Here is a 24215-nt window from a genome sequence, read left to right as displayed (position 1 = left end):
TCTAATGATGAAAAAAAATTATAATTAGGATTTGGTAATTCAAATTATCGCTCTATATTTGCACCACAATTAACGCAAAGACCGCGATTAATTACAACTGGAGAGTTGGCAGAGTGGTCGAATGCGGCAGTCTTGAAAACTGTTGAGGGTCATACCTCCGGGGGTTCGAATCCCTCACTCTCCGCTGAAAGCCTTGAAGTTTTACTTTGAGGCTTTTTTTATGGATTAAGATTTCCAATCTACGCTTTGCCTACATTCAAACAAACTTTAACTGGAATTAAATTTTTAAATATTTATATTTGTCAAAACGAAAAGTATATCAAGAATCCAAGAGAAGTGTTTGGTTTATGACAAAAGAAATAAAAGATAAAATTATAACCTTTTTATTAATTTTATTAGTAACCATCATAGTGATAACTGGTGTTGTATACTTAATTAGCGCTAATGATGAAAAAAAATTAAAAATTATTAATAATTCTTTTAAATTGACTAAAGGAATTGTAACGAATAAAAATACTTACAAAGGACATTTTATAAAAGTAAAATATATCGTAAATGGTAGATCTTACATAGAATCTGACGGAATAGATGAAAGAGATAATATAAATAAAGGAGATAGTGTAATGGTTAAATATTCAACAGAAAAACCAGAACTTATGATAACTCAGTTTAATGATAATTTCTAATTATTTAGAATTGTAGAGAAATTGGATATAAGTACTCATGTACATTGAAAAAATCTCAAATATTTTATTTTACAACAATCTATTAGAAAGATTTTATAAATAAGAAATAATATTTTCAATCATAATTTTAATAATAACTTGATACGAAGAATTAAAATGAGTTATTATTAAAATTGATTAAATAGTATAGCTGAATGCTATAAAAGTTTTGTAAAGTATTGCGGTTTAATGATGATTATTAGCTAATCTAACATTTACTGCATTAAGACCATTATTACCGGTTTCGATTTCAAAAATAACTTCATCATTTTGTCTGATATTATCTTTTAAACCACTAATGTGTACAAAAATATCTTTTTGATCAGTTGTAATAAACCCGAAGCGTTTAGTCTTATTAAAAAACTTCACAGTTCCTTCTTGCCTATTATTATTTGATAATAAATTTCCCCAATCAATTACAGTAAAATAATCCGTAATCTTTGAAGTTAAATTCTGAAGATAATTTGTAATAGCCGGCGCTACCTGAAGTAACCATCCGTTTGCACTATTGTTTATGATATAATCTTCTAATGTAATGTTTGATAATGTTGTGTGTTGTTGTTTTCTATTCATAAATTAAATTTTGGTTAATGCGATTTCTAAAAATTCTGCATATAAATAAGCGATTATAACGTAATGTTATATTAAATTGTTTGTGAAAATAAATAAGTACCAATGTATGAAGAAGTAAAATCCAGATTAATGAGGATTGTAATTTCATTATTAAAAAATCACGAAAAGTGATGAAAGAAGTAACTTTTATTTGATGCAAATATACAATAAATATTTTATGGAACTAATCTGAAATAAAAATTTAATAAAAAATTAAAGCTTTTGTTAGAAGATATAAATAATTATACGCAAAAATTAAGAATTATATAATCATAACTTATATTTGATATTTTACAGAAATTAAAAAGCAACTTTGTTAAAATTCAATTCTTCGTAATTTACCTGATAGAGATGAATTCGACGAATAAAAAGCGTTAATTAAGCACCAATTCAAAACATTAAAAAACTATTAATTATCTAAACGAAATTTTATATAAAATTCAATAAAATATTTATTTCATTATTAAATTGTTATTTATTTAAAAATTCGTCATACATTTGTACCAATATCAGAGATAAGATATTATTTATTAACAAACAAAATAGTTTGACATACCATTTTTTATACTTTTGGCGTAAAGCTAAACACTTCTTAAACTATCGTATTCTTCTTTTTTCAATTTATAATTTAAAATATTTCAATTCCAAATTGATTAATCTCAAATATTAAACGTTTTTTATCACGCGTTAAGTTGGTATTATTTGAGAATAATGATGAACGATTTTTGTTAAAAATAGTTCCTTTAAAAATTAATGATGTTTTGATTTATTCTCTTTTTTAAAATATATATTATGCAAGAAGGTACAGTAAAATTTTTCAATGATGCTAAAGGTTTTGGTTTCATTACAGTTCAAGAAACAGGAAACGAAATTTTTGTTCACACATCTCAATTGATTGATGACATCAGACAAGATGACAAAGTTTCTTTTAAAATTGAGCAAGGTCAAAAAGGACTTATGGCTACAAATGTTAAAAGAATATAATTTGATTTTTCATTAGGCTTGATTATGGAGTAAACATCTGAATGGTGTAAACTTAAAATCATTTTCTAATTAATCATATAAAGCTGTTTCCTTTAGGTTTCAGCTTTTTTTTGTTTTAATATTTAGAATTTAACTTTTTAAATAATTAATTTCTATTGAATTAGGTTAAGCATAAGTTTCAAATAACTGTAAAATTTAAAAAGGCTTAATCTACGATTAAGCCTTTTTTATTATTTTTCTATTTCGTTTAAAGATTCCATTTTCTTTATTTCTAAGAATCCTTTAATATCTTCGAAATGTTCTTTTACACGTTTGTTACCAAATTCGAACACTTTTTCAGCTAATCCATCTAAGAAATCACGATCGTGAGAAACTAATATTACAGTTCCTTCAAAATCGCGTAAAGCATCTTTGATGATGTCTTTAGTTTTCATATCAAGATGATTGGTTGGCTCATCTAAAATCAAAACATTATAAGGTTCTAATAATAGTTTAACCATTGCTAAACGTGTTTTTTCACCACCCGAAAGCACTTTTACCTTCTTATCAATATCATCGCCTTTAAACATAAAAGCACCTAAAATACTTTTAATTTGTGTTCTGATATCTCCTTCTGCAATACGATCTACTGTTTCAAAAATTGTTAAATCTTCATCTAATAATGCAGCTTGATTTTGAGCAAAATATCCGATTTGTACATTATGACCGATTTCTAATTTTCCTTCGAAATCAATTTCACCCATAATCGCTTTAATCATCGTCGATTTACCTTCTCCATTTTTACCAACTAAAGCAACTTTCTGACCACGTTCTATTACCATATCTGCATCTTTAAACACAATATGATCACCATAGTTTTTAGATAAACCTGCAACAGTAATTGGATATTGACCAGAGCGTGCAGCTGGTGGAAATTTTAATTTTAAAGCAGATGTATCAACTTCATCAATCTCGATAATCTCAAGTTTTTCTAACATACGAACACGCGATTGCACTTGTTCAGTTTTAGAAAACGTTCCACGAAAACGTTCGATAAATTGTTTATTCTCCGCGATAAATTTTTGTTGTTCGTCGTACGCTTTTTGTTGATGAATTCTACGATCTTGGCGTAATACTAAATAATCAGAATATTTTGCTTTATAATCATAAATACGACCCATTGTAACCTCTATTGTACGATTGGTAATATTATCTACAAATGCACGGTCGTGAGAAATAACCATAACCGCTTTCGCTTGATTTTTTAAGAAATCTTCTAACCATTGAATCGATTCAATATCCAAGTGATTCGTAGGCTCATCTAATAAAATTAAATCTGGTTGTTTTAATAAAATTTTGGCTAATTCTATACGCATACGCCATCCACCTGAAAACTCAGAAGTTGAACGATCTAAATCTTCCTGAGAAAATCCCATTCCTTTTAAAACCTTTTCTACTTCCGCTTCGTAATTTACTTCTTCAATAGAATAAAACTTTTCACTAAGTTCTGATACACGCTCAATTAATTTCATGTATGCATCACTTTCGTAATCTGTTCTTACAGTTAATTGCTCGTTGATTTCGTCAATTTCATTTTTCATCGAAAGATATTCCGAGAAAGCCTTAGAAGTTTCTTCACGAACGGTACAATTATCTTCTGTTAATAAGTGTTGTGGTAAATATGCAATAACCGCATCTTTTGGCGCAGCAATATTTCCTTGAGATGGTTTATTGATACCTGCAACAATCTTCAATAACGTCGATTTCCCAGCCCCATTTTTACCCATCAAGGCAATCTTATCATTTTCGTTTACCACGAAACTTACACCACTAAATAAAGTTGTAGAACCAAATTGAACGGCAATATCATTTACTGTAATCATATATTCTAAAAATAAGTGATGCAAAGATAATTGAATAGAAAGAAAAAACTCTTTCAAATCAATGAAAGAGTTATAAACGTTTTATTTAATTGATAAAGCACCTGATGGACATTTGGACACTTGATTTCTCAATTCCTCAGAAGTAGCATTTTCTGGTTGTATCCAAGGTCTTGCTTTAGGATTATAAACTTTCGGTAATAATTTTACACAAACTGCAGCATGTTCGCATAATTTTGGCTTCCAAACGATCGTGATTTCTCCGTTTGAATATAAATGTTCCTCCATTTGTATTTAGATTTTGGTTATATGTATATTGTTTAAAAATACTACACCAGTAATTAATGCTAATTCAAAAATAATTCAATGTATTAAATTACTGATTTTCAATAAAATAATCAATTAAAGCACCATATATTGTTTAATTATACATCATTTAACAATTCATTTTCAGCTTAAAATCTTAAATTTGTGTTCTATTTGAATAATCATGGAAGAGATTAAAGATGAAAACACCCTAAGATTTGTTAAATATTGGGAACAAAGATTTAACCGAATTTTAGAACAAAATACAAATTGGACTAAATTATTCTTGACATTGGAGCAAAATTCTTTACCTAGTAACTTAAATATTGATAAATTTTGTTCGAAATATGGCCAAGATTTCCAATTGACGATAAATTATAAATTAGACGTAAATTCTAATAATTTCGATTTAACAATTACAAGATGATATCAAACTCAATCTATTTAGATTGAGTTTTTTTATTTTAAATTAGTTCGATAGATCTACCTCAATCATCTATCGTAACGTTATAAAGATGCAAATTCTAAATTGTATAAGATTTCATCTAAACTGCTTAACTTCGTAAAATAGAACTGTAAAATGAAAGATGTAAAAATTGAGTTTAGAAAACCTATATATCCTATTAATAATGAACTAAACGAGTATTTGGATAAATTTCATCGTTTAACAAAAACGTCCTTGCAATATGATGATTTATTACGTTTTACAGGTTATGTTTCGATTGAGGATAAAGACGGAAACGATACGTTTTGGCTGGGTGTTTACTATTCTGAATTTGAACATCAAGAAATTGAAGCGAGTTTAAATAAAATTTACACCTTACTGCATTCTGATGGTGACGAAGATTCGTTGCCTTATCTAACAGTTGATTCTATTGATTATTGCACGTTCGGAAACTCAAAACCATTTCGTATACGAGTGCGTAATATTTTGAATGATAACTACACGAATTATTACATAAAAAAAGCCGATGCTTCCAGAATTTATGGGTTAGAAATGGAAGAAATTTTATCTCCACACCGAATCAATTTTTTAGTAGATGGAGATACCTTAATTGAAGAACATATTTTAGGAATTCCTGGAGATATTTTTATCAATAAATACCTTGAAAATTGTGGTGAATTAGAAAAAAATCAAATCGCTAAAGAGTTTGTAAAATTTAACGAACGTTGTTTTATTGGGCTTTTGGGTGATATGCGATCGTATAATTATGTGGTGATTCCGATGCACGATTTTGACCAAGTATTTTATAGGATTCGCCCTATTGATTTTGATCAACAAAATTACGAAGGAAACTTGAAAATTTATCGACCACAATACTTTAAGGAAAATAAAGCAATGGTAGATTTGGTAATAAACAGACTAAAACCAAACTCGATAGAACAATATCGTAAAGAAGTTAGAGCAATTACTGTAAAAAGAATTTCTAATAGCCAAAAACGAATCAGACATCTTTTAAGAGTAATGAAAGGAGATTATATAGCACCTCCAGAACATATTGAGCAATTAAAAACTGGTTTTAGCAAATTATATAAATCTAATCAGTTTGAACATTGTACTTCGATGGGTGATATTTTAGAACAGTCCTTATTGCATATAATCGATCAATACAATACTTTAAAATAAATAAAGCCTCCCCAATTGGGAGGCTTTATTGTTATTTAGTTATTTGATTTAATTCCTTTCTGTAATAGAATCCTAAACCAACCGCTGCTACTGCTAAAAGTGGTAGGTAGTCGTTGATGGGGACAGGTCCCGGAGCTTCAGGATGATAACCTCCATTAGTTTCAGTATTTTCTAGATCAGATTCGAATTCATCCAGTTTATTATTAAAAACATTATCATTATCACTAAAATACGAATCTGAAGATTGCGCATAACTACTAAATGATAATAGCAATATAATATGTTTTAAATTTCTCATTCTATTTATTTAATATTTTTCTATTAACAACTTTCCCATTTTGTAAATAAATTTTCAATAAATAAAAACCTTTATTAGGAATATCAATAATTTTGACACTTTTAGAGTTTATATTCGTATGAGAATCTATTTTAACCCCCTGAATATTAAAAATATCATAAGAAGAAATTATATCATTTGAGTTAATATATTTATTATTATCAGATTCATAAATTACTAACTTTTCATTACTACTAAATTCCTCAATTTCCAATAAGTCATTTTTAAAAATAATCTCAAACCTATCCGTAAACTCTCCTACTTCTGAATTAAATTCATAAAACATATCATTTGTTAAATCAATAATTTTATTTTCATAATTATCTTTTAAAAATATTTTTTGATTTAAATCAAAGTAATTTATAATATTCTTTAAATAAACTATATGTGAACCTGATTTTGAAGTTCTAAAACTAATAACAATATAATCTTCAACATCTAAAGGATAAAATCTTGATTCTATAACATATTTATTGCCATTATTTAAACTAAAAAATTCAAATTCTTTATTAGAAATTCTTGCATCCATCCCTTCTTCAAATTCATTCGAAGCATTCGGATTAAAACTCATTAAAAATGAAGCAGCTTCTTTATTATCTACTATTAATCCTAGTGTAAATTTTAAACCCTCTTTATTATATTGTCTATTATTTTCTAATAAATCATTTTTATCAATGCTTTTTACAATATCTAAATATCTAAAATTCACATAAAAATTTTCTATATTGGATTTTGTTTTTGCTAAAAAGCCTACACCTAAGTCTAATTTTAAATCTAATGCTGTATCAGTATCATTATTAGAATTAGTACAACCTTCACTATTACAATATGTATAGTATTTCGGTTGCAAATATTTACCTGTTGAATAATCCCATGGATTTTCATTTGTCATTATTTCAATAAAATCAATATTTGTATTATATGATAAAAACGATTTAATTGAAATTGGTGCAGAATAAGGATTTCCAATCATATAACTTCCTTCATTTATAGATGGAGTTAAACTAACTCTTATAGTTTTATGCTGATTAGGCACTCCTTTAAAAATACCTTCAAAGTTTAATGGTCTATTAACAGTATTTGGATCATTGTCCGAATCGTAGTTACTGTAGTATTTTGTAGCTCCAGTTCTTTGAATCATAACACCTTTCCCATCCTCAAATACATTTCCAGTATAATTTTTCCAAGAAAAAGATTCTGTATCAAACCTATAAATTGTACCATTAGGAGTGAAATAAGTGTTACCATTACCTTTTATTAATTGACCGATTACGGGAGATGAATATATATTCGATTCATAATTGAAATAATTAATTTTAGATTTAAAACCTACATTACCTGATACAGTAGCTGCTGAACTTTCACCTGCTGATATTCTATCTAGATACAAATAAGATCCTTTATCAAAGATTAATTCATCGCGAGGATCAACTGTAAGTTTAGAATAAGCCGTGTAAGTATCATTATTGGTAACTAAAATATTTAGTTTATCATTAGAATTAAGTCTTCTTTCAACTAAAATTTCCTTAGCTTCGAAACTTTCCGTTGTTTGTTGTCTCACTATAGCATTTCGATTTTTATTTGGTTTACCGTGACTCCAAAAACCATAATCCCAAGTAGTGTCTGTATTATTATAACTAGAACAATTAATCTTTACTTCGTTAATATACATTCTAGTATCACTGTTATGAGTTCCTATATAAAATACTAAATCTTGAGGAATACCACTTTCCTTTAAATCAAAAATGTGGTATAATTTTGTATATTCAGAATCATTGATAGTTTTGTCAACTTTATAATTTACAACTTCAGAATTATAAAAAGTACTGTTACTAATAGTAGTTGTACTACCTAAAACTTTTGATTTACTTATAAATCCAATCCTAATCTGTTTATCAGCTACATCTGATTTAACTAACATTTCTACTGTAACTTTTCCTGATAATTCAGATAACGTTCTAGAAGTAATATGTGCTTTTTTATTAGCATTAGAACCTAAAATTATTCCTGAAAAATATTTATAAATATTATTACCATTTGATAAATTAGGAAAATTAGGAAAATCTATATTCGACAATGTTACATTACTATCATAACCACCTTGAAAACTTTGATTTTCAAACCCCTCCATAAAACAAGGTTGATCATTTTTTATTGTAATAAAAATTGTTTTGGTATAACTAGGTATATGTCCTTGTCTATCAACTATTGCTTTTAATTCTACAACACCATCCGCATCGTATCTAAAGTCAACAAATTGTTCATTTCTCGACATTTCAGTTATTAACGTTTCATTTATTTGCACGCCATTTCTAGTAGTCTTAACTACCTCATAAGTAATATTAGCTCCTGTAGAATTTTTTGCTGGAAATAATTTTCTATCTAAAACATATCCTACTTGAGAATATACATTGTCTAATGTTAATCTTTTAAAAATATCTGTATTACTATTAGCATTAGAATTTCCTGACAATAAATATTTATCCACAAAAAAATCAGTTCCTCCGGCTCTAGTAGAATAAACTAATGGTCTTTGATTTAATTTAGTACTATAAATCTTGTTAGAAGTAATTTTCCAATCTTCTTCTGTTGCTCCAGCTTTTATCCCATAAGATCCCCAGTTATCCCTAGTATATAAATATCTATTGTTTGAGATATTTTGAATACGGAAATTCGAATTATTTTTTATAAATTTCCATCTAACAGATTTTCTATTATATACAGCATGTACAAAATCATTTAATCCATTAATATTACTCTTATATAAATTACCATTTTCAAAATTTAAACCATCCCAACCAAATCTACCTGAAGATTCACTATTCATCAAGGCTCCTTTTATAGAACCATCTGAATTTAGGCTAACATCAGGTTTTGAAGAATCAAAACTTGCAATAATATATTCTCCGCTAACATCTATTACTTCAGTACTTGATAATTTATAATATGCATCAAAAGCAGAAATATCTGCTACATGTTGACCAAATACAACAGTAGATATAAGCATTAAAATGAGACCGAATATTCTCATTGTAAGATGTCGAAGTTTTTTCATAAGCGTAATATTTTTTATAGAGATTTTATTTCTTTCCAATTATTTGGAAACAAACTTAAAAAAAAATGTTATAAAAAAACATACCTAATAAGCGGTATAATATTGATAATCAATATTAACCGAAATTAATCGTTTAAAATTGGATAATTAATTGTTACATCATTATTTATAATGATTAAATATTTAACAGAAATTATTAATATTTTTTGCTTTTTTAAAATATTTTAATATGTAATTTCTTAATAATTAATATTATATCTAATTAAAGTGTTTAAAATCTATATTATCATGAAGTTTAACCCGATTTATGAATTCGTAAAAAAAGTTTTCATTTTTTGCGAAATATCTAATTCTTAATATAATACAAATTTATCTTCAATAAAAAAATAGTACTTTTTCATGTTATAAAATTCTGGTTTTCATTAGCTAAAAAAAAGAGCTTCAGTATTGAAGCTCTTTAAATATTAATAAAATGGCAATATAATTTTTATGTTAGAAGATTACTTTTTTATAAATAAATTTTCCATTTTCTAAAGTAAATTTCAAAAAATAAGTTCCTTTCTGTAGAGTTTTTAAAATGAATTTGTTTAACAGATTAACTTTTTCAATCGCAATTAATTGACCTGAATAATTATAAATCTTATAACTAGTAATTTTATCAAATGATATAACCTTATTTTGGCTATCATCTTTATAAACTATTAAATCTGATGTTTCATCTAAATTTATGGTTGATAAATTCTCTTTTGGTTCATATCTAATTTCAAATCTATCGAGATAATTACCTTGTTCCGATTCGAATACATATTCAATTTCCTCACTTAAATTGATGGATAAATTTAATTCGTTATCAATCAGATATATTGGTTGTGTTTTAAAAATCCCTTGCTTATTCTCTAATTTAATCGTGTATTCGCCAGTATCTTTAGCTCGGAAATACAATGGAATTTGATCATTAACATCCAATGGATATTGACGTCCTTCTATGATCATTGCATTGGCATTTGAATGTGATAAAATAAAAGAATTACTATTTGAAATATTTTTCGCATCATACCTTTCGTCAATTCCATTCGTTGCTCCTTCTATATAACCAATTAAAATTTGATTTTCTTTATTATTATTGGCATTTAAACTTAACCAAAAACGATCTTTTTCATTTTGATTTCGGCTCTGAATATCATCAAAATTAATATCACTTCGCATTGAATTATTAATAGTCAATACGCTTAATTCCGTGACTCTTGCAATAAAACCAACTCCTGGAGCTATATGTTCTTGAGTATCTAAATTTGAACCCGTCAGATTAAATGAGAACCATTTTTGACCTTCGTAACTTGCTGGATTTGATCCTGGAATATAATGCGCATCTTCATTCCAAAAATATAACGCCTTTACAACTGAATTTGAAGTCATAAAACTTTGCATTGAAATTGGAGAACCATAAGGATTTCCTACTCCATTATCTCCTAAACCATTTGTAGTTTTTGTTACCGGAATTGTAAAAACTCCATTATGAGGAACTCCATTAAAATAACCTACAAAAGGCGTTTCCAAATTACCATTTTGATTAAATGGTATGTTTGTACCAACTTGTATAATATAGCCTTTAGCTGGCTGAAAATTAGTATCTGTAGTTCTTAACCAATTTCTACCTTCTTCGTTATAATTATAAACTGCGGATGGATTGGAATAAAATCCGTTATCGTTATTTTGCTTTAAAATCTTTTGATCTGCAACCGGCGAAGACCAAAATTTTGAATCATACCCAAAGAATGTTGCATTTCTTTTGAATGTTGCGTTACCTGAATTTACAGCCAAATCATTTTCTTGAAGAAGATATGCACCTTCATTAAATATAACTGAATGATTAAAATAATTATTGAACTCATTTTGTAAATGAATTGTTGTTTCTGACTTAATTTCTATATCATTTTCTACTTGTAAAGATTTAGCCTCAAAAGAATTTAAAAGTGTACCATTACCTCTTAAAATAGCTAATTTATTAAAACTAGGCTGACCATAAATCCATTCATTCCCAGTCCAAACTACTCCATCTTTGGTTGTTAATTCTATTTCGTTTGAAAAGCCCGAAAAAACACCTCCATTTTTCGCTCTAATTTTATAGAAATAATTTGTATCTGGTTCTAAATTATTAATTGGTAAATTAAATTCAGCTGAATTTGTAATAAATGGAGATGATAAAATGGGTTCTTTCATAAACCCTTCAGATTCTATAGTTAAATCATCTAAATACAAAACTTTAACTCCATTAGAAAGTATAAAACTTGCTTCGTCTGGTATTGTTGTAAAATTATAATTAAATAACTGAAAATCATTATTAGTCACTGAAAACGTAACCAAATCTGTTACAACTTGATTCACTTTCATACTAAGCTTTAAACTTGTATCATTTGCACCTTTTTTAGCATAAAATGAAATGGATTTTGGCTTGTAAAATAGTGGAGAATTTAATTTCCCATAATCAGCTTGTAATTGAGCACCATAATTCCCAGAAACATGGTGTGTCGTACGAATAACATTGTCTAAAATCCAACGACCACCAATTAATTCTGCTTCCCACATTTCTTCATAACCTGATGTATCTAATCCATTTTCGAAACTTTCTATTTGTGTTAGAAATCTATTTTTATAATCAGAAACATGAATTTCAAATAAATCAAAATTCTCTGTATAATTCCATTTAGATATAAATTTATCAACTCCAATATAAGGTGAATTTAAAGCTTCCGGATTTGGCAAAACTCCAGTCCATGATACATTATCTATAGTCACTTGTCTATTACCATTTACGATAGTTGAAGGATAAGCGATCTTTATAACAACATTACCTTGTTTAAAAATAGGAATCGTTTGTGTATATATGGTTTGATCTTCGCCACTACTGTTACCAAAAATTGGAGACAAAAAAACTTCTTCATTATTTACACTTACCGATAAAATTCGATTGTTTTGTCCTGTAAAGGCTTTTCGGTATTGGAATATAAAATCTCCTACACCATTTGCTATATGAAATTCGACAGAACTTGAAGATGGATCAGCGTCATTGCGCCTTAACATTATTCCGTTACCTGAGATTGGATAATCACCTTGGTTACGACAATGTGAATAAACAATTGTAGTTCCAGCAGTTTCACCACTAAAACTTCCATTGCTGTAATTATCCGTTAGGTTGGAAGTATTAAAATTCTCTGTTCCTTGCGCTATAAGAAACTGAGTTATTAAGAACAATGTAATAAGAGGTAAAAATCGTATCATAACTTTATAATTAGAGTTTTACCAACCAAACACACTTAAATTTATCGATAATTTTATAAATAAAAAAGGGCTCCGTAAAACGAAACCCTTTTAATTATGTAATTAAATGTTTAATAAAATTTTCTTTTAAAAATTATTGCTAATCCTAATAAAATAAGTCCTATTTCATATTGATTAATTGGAACTGGTTCTAAAATTGGTGGATCAGTTGGATCAGCATTACAATCTTCTATATTAGGATCACATAAAGAGGTATTTTGTAGCTCATCATCTGAATGCAATAATCCAAAAAAATCAAATGAAGAATTCTCTACGTTATTCTGGCTTTCATAGACCTCAACAAAATTTTCTCCAACAATCTGTTTTTCTTCTATTGTACTTAAACTTTGATAAGGATTCTCATTTGGAAAAGTATTTGAATTTGCATGTAGTATAACTGTTGCAAAAATTGGCAATAAAATAAATTTTCTCATATTAAAAGATTACTTTTTTAGAAATTACTCTTCCATTTTCCAAAGTAAACTTCACGATATAAGTTCCTTTATTTTGATTAGTCAATGAAAAATCTTTTAATTGATTTACCTTTTCATCTGAAATTAATCTACCTGCTAAATCATACACTTTATAACCAACTACATTTACTTTAGAAGTAACCTTGTTTAATTTTTCATTTTTATAAACAATTAAATCTGTTGTATCATCTAAATCATTTGTAGATAAAGTTTCTTTTGGTTGATATCTGATTTCAAATCGATCTATAAAATTTCCTATTTCAGAATTAAAAGTATACTCTGTTTCTTCATTTAGATTGATTGATAAATTTAATTCGTTGTCAATTAAATAAATTGGTTGCGAATTAAAAATTCCTTCCTTGTTTTCTAATTTAATTGTATAATCACCTAATTCAGATGCTCGGAAATACAATGGTATTTGATCATTAACGTCTAATGGATATTGACGACCTTCAATAATCATTGCATTAGCATTAGAATGTGATAAAATAAATGAATTGTTATTACTTAAATTTTTCGCATCATATTTATCATCAATTCCATTTGTTGCTCCTTCTACATAACCAATTAAAATTTGATTTTCTTTATTATTATTTAAATTTAGACTTAACCAAAAACGATCTTTTTCTGTACTCGTTCTATTATAAATATCACCTGCATTCGTAACACTCGTTCGCATTGAGTTATTGAAAACAATATCATCGTTTCCATCCACACGAGCAATAAAACCTACACCTACTCCAATAAATTTAGTTGGACCATCATTATGCCCTGTTTGATTTAAAGCAGACCAACTTTGATCTTCATATCTTGGTGGATTTGTACCAGGAATATAATGTGATTCTTCATCCCAAAAATACAAACGAGTTACATGATCATTTTCATTTAAAAAAGCACTCGCTGAAATCGGAGAACCATATGGATTTCCTACTCCGTTATCTCCTAAACCTGTATAACTTACCGGAACACTGTAATTACCATTATGAGGTACTCCTGTGAATTTTCCATCGAAAAGTATTTGATCCCCATTTCCATAAAAAGGATAGTTAGCACCAGCTTGAAATATATATCCTTTAGCAGTTAAAAAATTAGTATCTGTTGTATTATCCCAATTTCTATATGCTGTATTGTACGTATAAATCCCTGAAGGATTAGGCATAAATCCTGAAATACTTCGTTCTGCTACTGGCGATGACCAGAATTTTGAATCGTAACGAAAGAATGTAGCGTTTCTTTCGAAAGTTGCATTACCAAAATTTATAGACTCATCATCTTCCTGTAATAAGTAAGCATTTTCTTTGAAAGTGATAGTTCCTGATAAAACATCAAAACTGTGTTTTGGAAAATATGTATTTCCTCCAGTAATTGTGTTAGTATTACCATTTCCAATATCAATAGTTATTGATTTTCCTACTAACTCTTGATTAAACTCTCCTTCTAATATTACTGAGTGAAATACGTGACTAGGTTCTGTTGTCCAAGAACCATTTTCAAAGTAAGTTCTTCGAACATCCATTTCTTGTGAGTAATCTGAAATTGTATTTCCTAATTTACTTCTTACTACATAATAATAGTCTATGAACTTATCTACATTAGTATCTACAACATAAGAAGTTGTGTTAACTAAAACTTCTTGATTTCTTACAATATATGATTTCTTAATACCATTATCAATATTAGTCGAATGCTGCCCAAGTCCGTCAAAAGTATTTTGTGGATATTCATCCCATTCTGTATCATGATATATAGGATTAGGATTTGCTGAAGGTTTTCTTCTTAAAGTAACATCTTCACCCCAATTATTTGTATCACCTTCAAGACCTATTTGGTCAATAACTATATTATTTTTCTTTAAAACTATAGCATCATCTCCATTAAAAGTCACAGGTGTTAAAAGAACTAGTGAATTATTAATTAATGATAAATCTATTAAATCTTCTTCAGCAAGTTCATTAATTAACAGTATTGTTTCACCATGTTCCAATACTTTATCATCAAATGTATATGTATTTCCAAAATCCCCCTCACCATTTGACTGTCTACTAATTTTATAATCTTTTAAATTTATTGAATTCCCGGTACCGTTATATATTTCTAAAGCTTTGTTATAATTACTACCTTCTACATATTCAGAAAACATTAAATCAGTTGTATAATTACCCAAAACTTTAGAGTATACATCTAGTAAATAATCACTATTATCTACTTTTTCCCAATTAACTTGAAATTTATTATGCGTTACCAAAGAAGCTGGCTTAATTAAAGGAGTTACAACATTTTGATTAATTTCTCCCTTGCAAATTATTTTTATATCATCAATAGTTCTTTCATGTGTACCTGATGCACGTGTATCAATTAATCTAATATAATAACCTTTCCCTTCTTCAACGTAAGCAGTTAAATCAATTACTTCTTCTTGACAAGTTGTAGTTATAGAATTTATCGTTTTAACTGTTGTCCATTCAGTTGAATTCATTTCCATAATTTCAACCTTCATACCCCATGCAGTAGTATTACCACTTCTACGTTTATTAAATCTAATTTCCCTAGGACTTGAAAGAATTTTAGTTTTTAAATAATCATCTTTTCCATTAAAGATTATACCATTTGTTCCAGAACAAGACTGACCACCAACTGTTACTGATCCAAATTCCCATCCTTGATTTTCAAATTCACTTATTGAAAAACTTGTATCAAAATTCACATTAACACATTCGTTTAAATCTGGATCGTTCACTTTTACATTAACAATTCTTTCATTAAACTGATTATAATTTCTATCACCTTCATTTTTTATTTTTAAAAACGTTTCTCCATATCCAATCAAATGAATATTTCCATTTTCATAATAAGCAATATTATTATCATCAGAAATTACATTTAATAACAAATTTTGATCTGTTTTTGAATAATCTCGTGATACATAAGTATTAATATTATCGATAATATCTGCTAATGTTGTAGATAAAGTTTGCTCAGCTTTATTAATAGTAACATCAATAATTTTTTCTACAGGTTCATAATTTGCATTTCCAGCATTGTATGCTCTGATTTGAGTATTTCCTGCATTTAATATTGTTACTTGATTTCCTGATAGATTTATCACATCTGTTGGTTGACCTGAAACAATTTCATATGTTAATGATAAACCTGAATTTGTAGTTGCAGATAAGTTATTAATTGTACTTCCAAAAGTTTCAGTAATATTATTAAAATTATTAATCGTTTGATTTCTTTTATTAACAATTACATTAAATGATTCTGAATCAATTGGATTATAATTAGTATTACTATTAGCTGACGTAGCAGTAATTGTAGCATTTCCTACTCCAACAAAATTTAATTTATTACCTACTACAGATACAACTAAAGGATTATCAGTAGTATAGACTATTGAATTAGCTAAAACATCTGTTTCATTATGTAAAGTATGACTAGGTAAATCAATTTCCCCATCAATTATACCTTGTATTTGACCTACAGGAATGTCAACTGGAAATTTTTGATTAGCTTTTGATATATCAAAATTAACAGTAATTTCATCAGATTCTAAATTACCATTTTTAGCTTTTACACTAGATGTAAATAATCCTATTTCATTAGGACTACCATTAAATACACCATTAGCAAAATCAACACCCGTAGGTTTTGTTCCAGTTATAAACCAGTTTGTAGATGGAGTTATATGCTCCCCTGTGATAGTTTGATTTATTAAAACCCCATAAGTACCTGTTACAGTTTGTGGTGTTGTAAGGATTGGGGCTGTTTGAACTATAGGTAATCCTGATATATGAATATTGTCAATAGCTATCTTTGGATTATTACCACTCCCTGAATTTGAATTTCTATTAACTATAAATCTAAAGACTACATTCGATTCATCTGACAATGCACTTGGTAAGTCTAAATTAATATTACCTGATTCGCTTGTATTATTGTTATTTACAATTGGATTAACAAAATTAGGTAATTGAAAAAAATCAACACCATTTATACTATATTGAATAATCAATTTAGCATTTCTAGGATTTGAGTTTACAGTATTTGTTTCTTTCTTCCAATCTAAAGAAATCTTATCAGCATTCACTCCTGTAAAATTAATCAATAAATCAGTGGAAGTAGTATTTGTTCCTGTGGCTAATAAAATAAGATTTTGATTACCTTTTTGTATTCCACCTGAAGTATTTACTGAAAATACTGGTCCATTAGCTACTTTCCAATACTGGGCACCATATCCTCCTGTATAGTTATTTCCCCAATTTGATATATTATTGAAATTTTCATTAAAGTTTCCTTGTAATAAATTGTAATACTCCTGCCCAAAACCTACATGACAGAGCAATGTGATTAAAAAAGTAAATATAGATTTAAAGAATAAATCTTTTTTCATAAGTATATATTTAATGTTAAATGTTATCAGTTTTAATTCAATTAGATAGCAAAATTAATTTTAAAAAATAAATATTTAAACATTTTGCGTAAAGTTTATGTAAACTTATTTTTACAACACGCTAAAACAGTGTGTTTCAAGGAAAAAAAATCCGCCAGAAAACTGACGGATTAATTTTAATAAAGGGAAAAAATACTATTAATAGTATGTATATCTTCTAACTTGTGCAATATATTTTGCTAAACGCATTACTTGGTGGCTGTATCCATACTCGTTATCGTACCAAACATACATTACCACGTTTTTACCGTCTGCAGAAACAATTGTCGCGTTGCTATCAAAAATTGATGGAGCTGAAGTTCCAACGATGTCAGATGAAACTAATTCGTTGTTTAAAGAATATTTAATTTGCTCTACTAAGTTTCCTTCTAAAGCAGCATTCTTCATAATTTCATTTAAACCTTCAACAGAAGTTTCTTTACCAACTTCTAAGTTTAATACAACTAAAGATCCATTCGGAACTGGAACACGAATCGCGTTAGATGTTAATTTTCCAGCTAACACTGGTAACGCTTTTGCTACTGCGCTTCCTGCACCTGTTTCTGTAATTACCATATTTAAAGCTGCTGCACGACCACGACGGTATTTTTTGTGCATGTTATCTACTAAATTTTGGTCATTTGTATATGCATGAATTGTTTCTAAGTGTCCTTTAATTACACCTAAATTATCTTCAACAACTTTTAAAATTGGCGTAATTGCGTTTGTAGTACAAGATGCCGCAGAAAAAATCTTTACAACTTCTGGATCATGTTCTTCGTGGTTAACACCATAAACGATGTTCGGAACACCTTTTCCTGGAGCTGTTAATAAAACTTGCGATGCACCTTTTGCAACTAAGTGGCGAGATAAAGCAGCTTCGTCTTTAAAAACACCTGTATTATCAATAATTAATGCATCGTTAATTCCGTATGCAGTATAATCAATATCTTCTGGTTGAGCAGCAGAAATCATTGTAACTGGAACTCCGTTTACAATTAATGCGTTATTCTCAATATCTGTTTCAACAGTTCCGTTAAAATCACCGTGAACAGAATCTAAACGTAATAATGAAGCACGTTTTTCTAATAAAACTGCATCCATTTTGTCGCGAGTAACAACAGCTCTTAATCTTAATTGACCACCATTACCTGCCTGAGAAGCTAATTCTCTTGCTAATAAACGACCAATGCGACCAAATCCGTATAATACAACGTCTTTTGGAGCGATTGCTTTATGATTTTGACTTTCAGATAATTTTGAAGTAACAAATGCTTCAACTGAAGCAAATGCATCTTTGTCAGCTACATATTCAGCAGCTAATTTTCCAATATCTAAACGAGAGGCTGGTAATTGAATTGTTGTAATTGCTTTTGCAATTGCTAAAGTATCTTCAATAGAAATTGCTTTTCCTACAAATTCTTCAGCGTATTGGTGTAAGTTAATAATATCGCTCACGTTACGATCTACGATCGAGTTACGGAAAATTACTAATTCAATCGCTTGATCATACCATAAATCAGATACGATTTTGATGAATTCTACAACCTTTTTATTCTTCTCTGTTTGTAAAGCAAGTTGTTGCTCATAAGAAGTATTACTCATTTCAGATTTGTTTTATTGTGTTATAATTTATTTGCACACAAAAATAGTCAATTATAACGATTTCGTAACATATTTTTTTGATATCTAATAATAATCATATTAAAGCCTTAAAAAAGCTGTTGAAATATAAATATTTAAATCGTTTAGTGGTTTTAAAAGTAAATGAAAACTCATTTAAATCTATCACACAAATAATTCTATTTCAGTATGTTATTTTTTATTTTTAAGTAACACACTTCCTGTAAAAGTTGAATGATTAGGAATTTTTATAATGTACCAATAACTGTCTGATGGCTGAAGTTTAAGGTTATATTTACCATCCCAAACTACGTTTTCATTGTTCATCGTTTTATCCACCAATATTTTTCCGTAGCGGTTATAAATCTGTACCTCAACATTGGTATAAAGTTCTAAACCATCTAGTTTCCAAACATCATTCATAGCATCAGAATTTGGCGATAAGAAGTTCACCCACAAGAATATAACTACATTTTCGTATGTCACGACACAATTATTCCCACTCTTAACATATACCGTATATACTCCTGGTTGAAGATTTACGAAAACGTTTTCGTATTGCCAATTCACTCCATCTAAACTATATTGTAATCCTTCGCCGTTCGCCTCGATTATAATTTGATTATTATCTAAAACTTTAACATCAATAATCTCTATTGGTGGATAATCTGAGACCGTAAACGAGATCGATTTTTCACAACCATTTTCGTTGGTTAGGATTAAAGTATAAGTACCAGGATTAATTACAGCAATTGTATTTTCATTCAACGATTGTTCTAAATCTACACCTGTTAATCCTTGCCATTGATAAGTGTATCCATTTGGCGCAGTAATTAAAACTGATTCATTCGCACATTTTAAAGCATCCGGAATTGTATAATTCGGAATAATAGAAGGTTTAAAAGTTAATTCGACCACATGATCACAAACAGCTCCAAACACTTTGACTTTAGCATAGACTTTTACTTCTTGATCAAATACAGAAATTATTGTCAAAGGATTTCGATTTCCGTCTAAATCAGAAATTGAAGCGAAATAAGTAATATTTAAAATTGAGGAAAGATTTAAAAGTTCTTCAATTCTATTATTGTAAGAAGATAAATTAACTGTGATTGGCAAATCGTCTACACAAACAAATTCGGGTTGTAATTGATGAAATGTGTTCGTTGAATGTTTAAGCGTAATAGTTGTAATAGTTGAACATAACTCGGCCGAAGAAACTCTAACCCAAATCACTTCATTATTCATTGATGATTCGTAGACAGAAGGAATTTCATTCACGTCATCAATGGCATCTTGTTCAGTTTTATAATATTTATAACTAAAAATTTCTTCAGAAATTTGATTATTAGCTTCAGTTAGATCAAAAATAATTTTACCATCTTGATCCGAATCACACATCAATAATTCAGCCGGAGAAACCTGAGGATTTTCGTAAACAACTGCGACGTAATGTACTTCTAATGTTCCAAATTCTACTGTGTTTACAGTTAATTGCACATTATAAGTTCCTGCACTGGTATAAAAATGTATTGGTGCTGCTTCAGTAGAAGTTGTTCCATCTCCAAAATTCCACAAATAAGATGTAATCGTCATTTCTTCTTCCTCGTAAAAAGAAAACTGAACTCCGTTCCCTAAACAAATTGATGATAAACCTCCCAATGGCACACTCTGAATATAATATGCACCTGAACTGAAAAATGGTGGTAATCCATAACGTGTATTTACATTATATGTGTAATAAGGAAACATTACACCTATTTCTTCAAACTGTGGATTTTCGTAATTATCTGGATCCACTAGATGTGATAAATGATCCATATAATCCCTACTATAATATATGCGTTTATTAACTGCCAATTGTAAAGCACCACGAGCCGCAAATAAATAACTTGGTGTATCTAATTCTGTATAATTTCTTAAAATTCGTTTTGTAGCTTTTATAGGTTCTGCACCACCTGAATAATTTGGATTATTTAGTAAATTTTTAAAAACCATTAATTCGCCATGGTGCCATTCGCCAATGTTATCTTCATCAATTGTGTGGTAATCAACATTCGCATAAAAATTTTCGTTATTGCTCGAAAATTCAATTCCATAAGGCGAACCCGAATTATCTAAAACAGTTTCGTCTGAAACTACACCAGTAGAATTATCAAATCGATATAAACCTAAATAACCTGGAAAAGAATTTGCGTAAGGACCATTTGTAGGATAATAATTATCAGTTGGTGTCATATTTCCAAACGGAATACTATCATAATTTAAATTTGAAAGATGCGCAATACCTAACGTCTTACCATTTGGCGAAATTTTTAAATAACCACGCGCATTTACTGGATAAGTACGCACATCTATATTTGGCCCTACCCTAGATAATATTGGATTATGATTTACTCCACTACTTGTGACTAAATAGCTATAAAATTGATCACCATAATGAGAAACAACCCAAAAGTCTTTCAAATTACGATGTCTTACAGCTGCAATTTTTTCAGAAACTAATGGTAATAAATTATTATTTGTTGGATGGATTACTGCTCCTAAACCACCTTCTAATTGCATATCTACAAGGTAATAATTTAACCCTTGATTTCTTGTAAATTCTGGTGTTGCACTATCGTCAGCACCAACCGTAAATATGATATATTTTTTATCATTTTCTGGATAAGGAACCACAATAGCTGATTGGGTACTTGAGGAATTTCCCTTTAGATTAGTTCCATTCAACATCACTTGATGATTACGATTATAAACCGTCGTACCATCTGTATAAAACTGTAAATTTCCTTGTTTATCTGATATTGATGCACAACCTTCTCCTGTGTACAATTGACCACCTTCAACAGGAATCGCTTGATTTCCCTCGAATCTAAGGCCCATGTATTGCCCAAAATACCAGTTCACAGTTTCTAGCTGTGCTTGAACTCCTGAACTAATTAATATTACTAATAAGATGAAGTATTTCTTAAAGTTATTCATTAAAATAGTGTTGTTAATTACAAATTTAACCGAATCTTTTACTTTTACCTATTCAATGTAAAAAATTAAAACATATATCATGTTGTTTTACAAATGATTGAAAATTATTTAAATATTTTTCTTAAAAAACATTTGTAAAAACAAAAAAGCATTCTATATTTGCACTCGCAATAACGCAATAGACCGCGATTATTACAACTGGAGAGTTGGCAGAGTGGTCGAATGCGGCAGTCTTGAAAACTGTTGAGGGTCATACCTCCGGGGGTTCGAATCCCTCACTCTCCGCAACTATTTTAATAGTTAAAGTCAAAATCCTTTATTTCAGCCGAAGTAAAGGATTTTTTTTATGTCATATACTTTCGTATAAAGTCATTAAAAGTCTTTTAAGGAGTGACCATTCAGTGACCATAAACCCAATTAAAAAGTTGGTCACCAGAATACAATCAATTCTCATTTTACTACAGCGTATCACAAGCATTAATACAGCCCTATTAATAGCTTAACCACGAACATGTTCGATGAATGGACATCTTGATTCATACCAAACAACCAATTAATTTTTTACTCATCAATAAAAATTAAATCAAATGAAGCAAGACTTAAAAATCCTAATCTACCCAAGAACGGCAAGAACCAATAAACAAGGGCAAGCACCATTATATTTAAGAGTCACTATAAATGGTCAACGCTGGGACTACAGTTTAAAAAAGTTTATCGATCCAAAAACATGGGATACCAAAAATTCCAAAATCAAAGGAAATTCCGTTGAAGCCAGTACAATAAATGGTTACCTAAATGTTATCAAAACACAACTCTTAAACTTGGAAATTTCATTCAATTTAAAAGGTGAACTCCTAACCTTAGAAGACATCAAAAACCACTTTGATAATAAGGCGGAAACCAAACGCATGTTAATCCCAATTTTCAAGCAGCATAATACACAAATCGAAAAACTAGTAAACAAGGAATATGCTCCAGGTACATTAGAACGTTATAAAACCACGCTAAAGCACTTAGAAGATTTTTTGCAACGACAATACAATTGCAAGGATATCCCATTGTCTAAAATTGACCATGCATTTATTATGGACTTCGATTTCTATTTTCGTTCCGTTCGTAATTGCAGCAACAACACCACAATAAAATACATCAAGAACTTCAAAAAAATTATTAACTATTGCAGAGCCAATCATTGGATAACAAACGATCCATTCATTAACTATAAGGTCAAGTTGGATAAAGTAGAACGCATATTCCTTTCCCAAGAGGAAATCATTGCGATTTATGAAAAAGAGTTCAATACAGACCGCTTAAATCTCGTACGCGATATTTTTATATTTTCAAGCTATACCGGATTAGCCTACATAGATATGTTCAACCTAACCAAAAATCATATTGTCAAAGGGATTGATCGCCAATTGTGGATTCATACCTATCGTCAAAAAACCTCTACCCCTACCAAAATCCCTTTACTTCAAATACCATTAGAAATCATCGAAAAATATAAGGATCATCCCCTATGTAGAGAAGGTAAATTACTACCCATTTATAGCAATCAAAAGACTAATGAATACCTAAAAGAAATTGCATCGTTAACAGGGATCAATAAAGAACTGACTTTTCATTGTGCCAGACATACCTTTGCAACGACCGTCACATTATCCAATGGTGTTCCTATCGAATCGGTTTCCAAAATGTTAGGCCATACAAATATCACCACTACCCAACATTATGCAAGGATTACCGAACAAAAAATTAGTCACGATATGCAACAATTAAAAAATATCATGCAAAAGAAAAATGTAATTTAATTAAAAATTTCATTTTTAGATTTATTGATTTTGTATTAATTTTCTGTAAATAAATCCATTAACTAACAGTAACC

15 protein-coding genes and 2 tRNA genes are annotated in these 24215 nt (G+C 28.9%); 7 read left to right on the top strand and 10 right to left on the bottom strand.

All coding sequences use genetic code 11. The features are described 5' to 3' along the window. Window positions 1-99 precede the first annotated feature (99 nt). Window positions 100-184 (top strand) — tRNA-Ser (locus tag J9309_RS08310). A gap of 163 nt (window positions 185-347) precedes the next feature. Then, entirely contained in the window at window positions 348-686 is a 339-nt protein-coding gene (locus J9309_RS08305; protein WP_230475428.1) for a hypothetical protein, read from the top strand. A gap of 225 nt (window positions 687-911) precedes the next feature. On the opposite strand, the gene J9309_RS08300 is transcribed toward J9309_RS08305, so the two are convergent. Continuing rightward, window positions 912-1142 (bottom strand): cold-shock protein, encoded by a 231-nt coding sequence (locus J9309_RS08300; RefSeq protein ID WP_230466812.1) that lies wholly within the window; start codon window positions 1140-1142, stop codon window positions 912-914. 987 nt (window positions 1143-2129) lie between these two features. Between J9309_RS08300 and J9309_RS08295 the strand changes: the two genes are divergently transcribed. Beyond that, the gene (locus J9309_RS08295) at window positions 2130-2321 is read left to right on the top strand and encodes a cold-shock protein (RefSeq protein ID WP_230475427.1); all 192 of its coding nucleotides are present in this window, start codon (window positions 2130-2132) and stop codon (window positions 2319-2321) included. A 230-nt stretch (window positions 2322-2551) separates the two neighbouring features. Here the strand turns inward: J9309_RS08295 and J9309_RS08290 are convergent, their stop codons facing one another. After that, window positions 2552-4183 (bottom strand): ABC-F family ATP-binding cassette domain-containing protein, encoded by a 1632-nt coding sequence (locus tag J9309_RS08290; RefSeq protein WP_230477857.1) that lies wholly within the window; start codon window positions 4181-4183, stop codon window positions 2552-2554. A gap of 81 nt (window positions 4184-4264) precedes the next feature. Beyond that, window positions 4265-4468 carry a (4Fe-4S)-binding protein gene (locus J9309_RS08285; protein ID WP_230475426.1) on the bottom strand — a complete coding sequence of 68 codons (204 nt, stop codon included), beginning with the start codon at window positions 4466-4468 and terminating at the stop codon, window positions 4265-4267. Window positions 4469-4670: 202 nt separating this feature from the next. Between J9309_RS08285 and J9309_RS08280 the strand changes: the two genes are divergently transcribed. Then, window positions 4671-4913, top strand: a complete 243-nt coding sequence (locus J9309_RS08280; RefSeq protein ID WP_230475425.1) for a hypothetical protein — start codon at window positions 4671-4673, stop codon at window positions 4911-4913. A 153-nt stretch (window positions 4914-5066) separates the two neighbouring features. Next, window positions 5067-6113 (top strand): hypothetical protein, encoded by a 1047-nt coding sequence (locus J9309_RS08275; RefSeq protein WP_230475424.1) that lies wholly within the window; start codon window positions 5067-5069, stop codon window positions 6111-6113. A gap of 31 nt (window positions 6114-6144) precedes the next feature. On the opposite strand, the gene J9309_RS08270 is transcribed toward J9309_RS08275, so the two are convergent. The 7 genes from J9309_RS08270 to J9309_RS13615 all read right to left on the bottom strand — a co-directional run bounded on the left by J9309_RS08270 (window position 6145) and on the right by J9309_RS13615 (window position 22330). Next, complete coding sequence (locus tag J9309_RS08270; RefSeq protein WP_230475423.1) at window positions 6145-6411, bottom strand: hypothetical protein; 267 nt, start codon at window positions 6409-6411, stop codon at window positions 6145-6147. A gap of 1 nt (window position 6412) precedes the next feature. Next, window positions 6413-9505: a T9SS type A sorting domain-containing protein gene (locus J9309_RS08265; RefSeq protein WP_230475422.1), complete on the bottom strand. Its 3093-nt coding sequence runs from the start codon at window positions 9503-9505 to the stop codon at window positions 6413-6415. A 492-nt stretch (window positions 9506-9997) separates the two neighbouring features. After that, complete coding sequence (locus J9309_RS08260) at window positions 9998-12784, bottom strand: T9SS type A sorting domain-containing protein (protein ID WP_230475421.1); 2787 nt, start codon at window positions 12782-12784, stop codon at window positions 9998-10000. A gap of 110 nt (window positions 12785-12894) precedes the next feature. Further along, window positions 12895-13257 (bottom strand): hypothetical protein, encoded by a 363-nt coding sequence (locus J9309_RS08255; protein ID WP_230475420.1) that lies wholly within the window; start codon window positions 13255-13257, stop codon window positions 12895-12897. 1 nt (window position 13258) lies between these two features. Further along, a complete protein-coding gene (locus J9309_RS08250) occupies window positions 13259-17686 on the bottom strand; it encodes a lamin tail domain-containing protein (RefSeq protein WP_230475419.1) in 4428 nt (1475 codons plus the stop codon). A 198-nt stretch (window positions 17687-17884) separates the two neighbouring features. Beyond that, window positions 17885-19330, bottom strand: coding sequence for a glyceraldehyde-3-phosphate dehydrogenase (locus J9309_RS08245; RefSeq protein ID WP_230475418.1), 1446 nt, complete (start codon window positions 19328-19330; stop codon window positions 17885-17887). Between the two features lie 210 nt (window positions 19331-19540). Then, window positions 19541-22330 (bottom strand): T9SS type B sorting domain-containing protein, encoded by a 2790-nt coding sequence (locus J9309_RS13615; protein ID WP_317192130.1) that lies wholly within the window; start codon window positions 22328-22330, stop codon window positions 19541-19543. 200 nt (window positions 22331-22530) lie between these two features. On the opposite strand from J9309_RS13615, the gene J9309_RS08230 reads away from it, so the two are divergent. Beyond that, a tRNA-Ser gene (locus J9309_RS08230) sits at window positions 22531-22615 on the top strand. Between the two features lie 302 nt (window positions 22616-22917). Next, window positions 22918-24141 (top strand): site-specific integrase, encoded by a 1224-nt coding sequence (locus J9309_RS08225; protein ID WP_230475417.1) that lies wholly within the window; start codon window positions 22918-22920, stop codon window positions 24139-24141. Window positions 24142-24215: the final 74 nt, after the last annotated feature.

Origin of the sequence: Faecalibacter bovis, assembly GCF_017948305.1 — a bacterium.
Lineage (GTDB): Bacteria > Bacteroidota > Bacteroidia > Flavobacteriales > Weeksellaceae > Empedobacter > Empedobacter bovis.
Note: the sequence above shows the minus strand (reverse complement) of the source record. Positions and strands in the feature narration are given on the sequence as shown.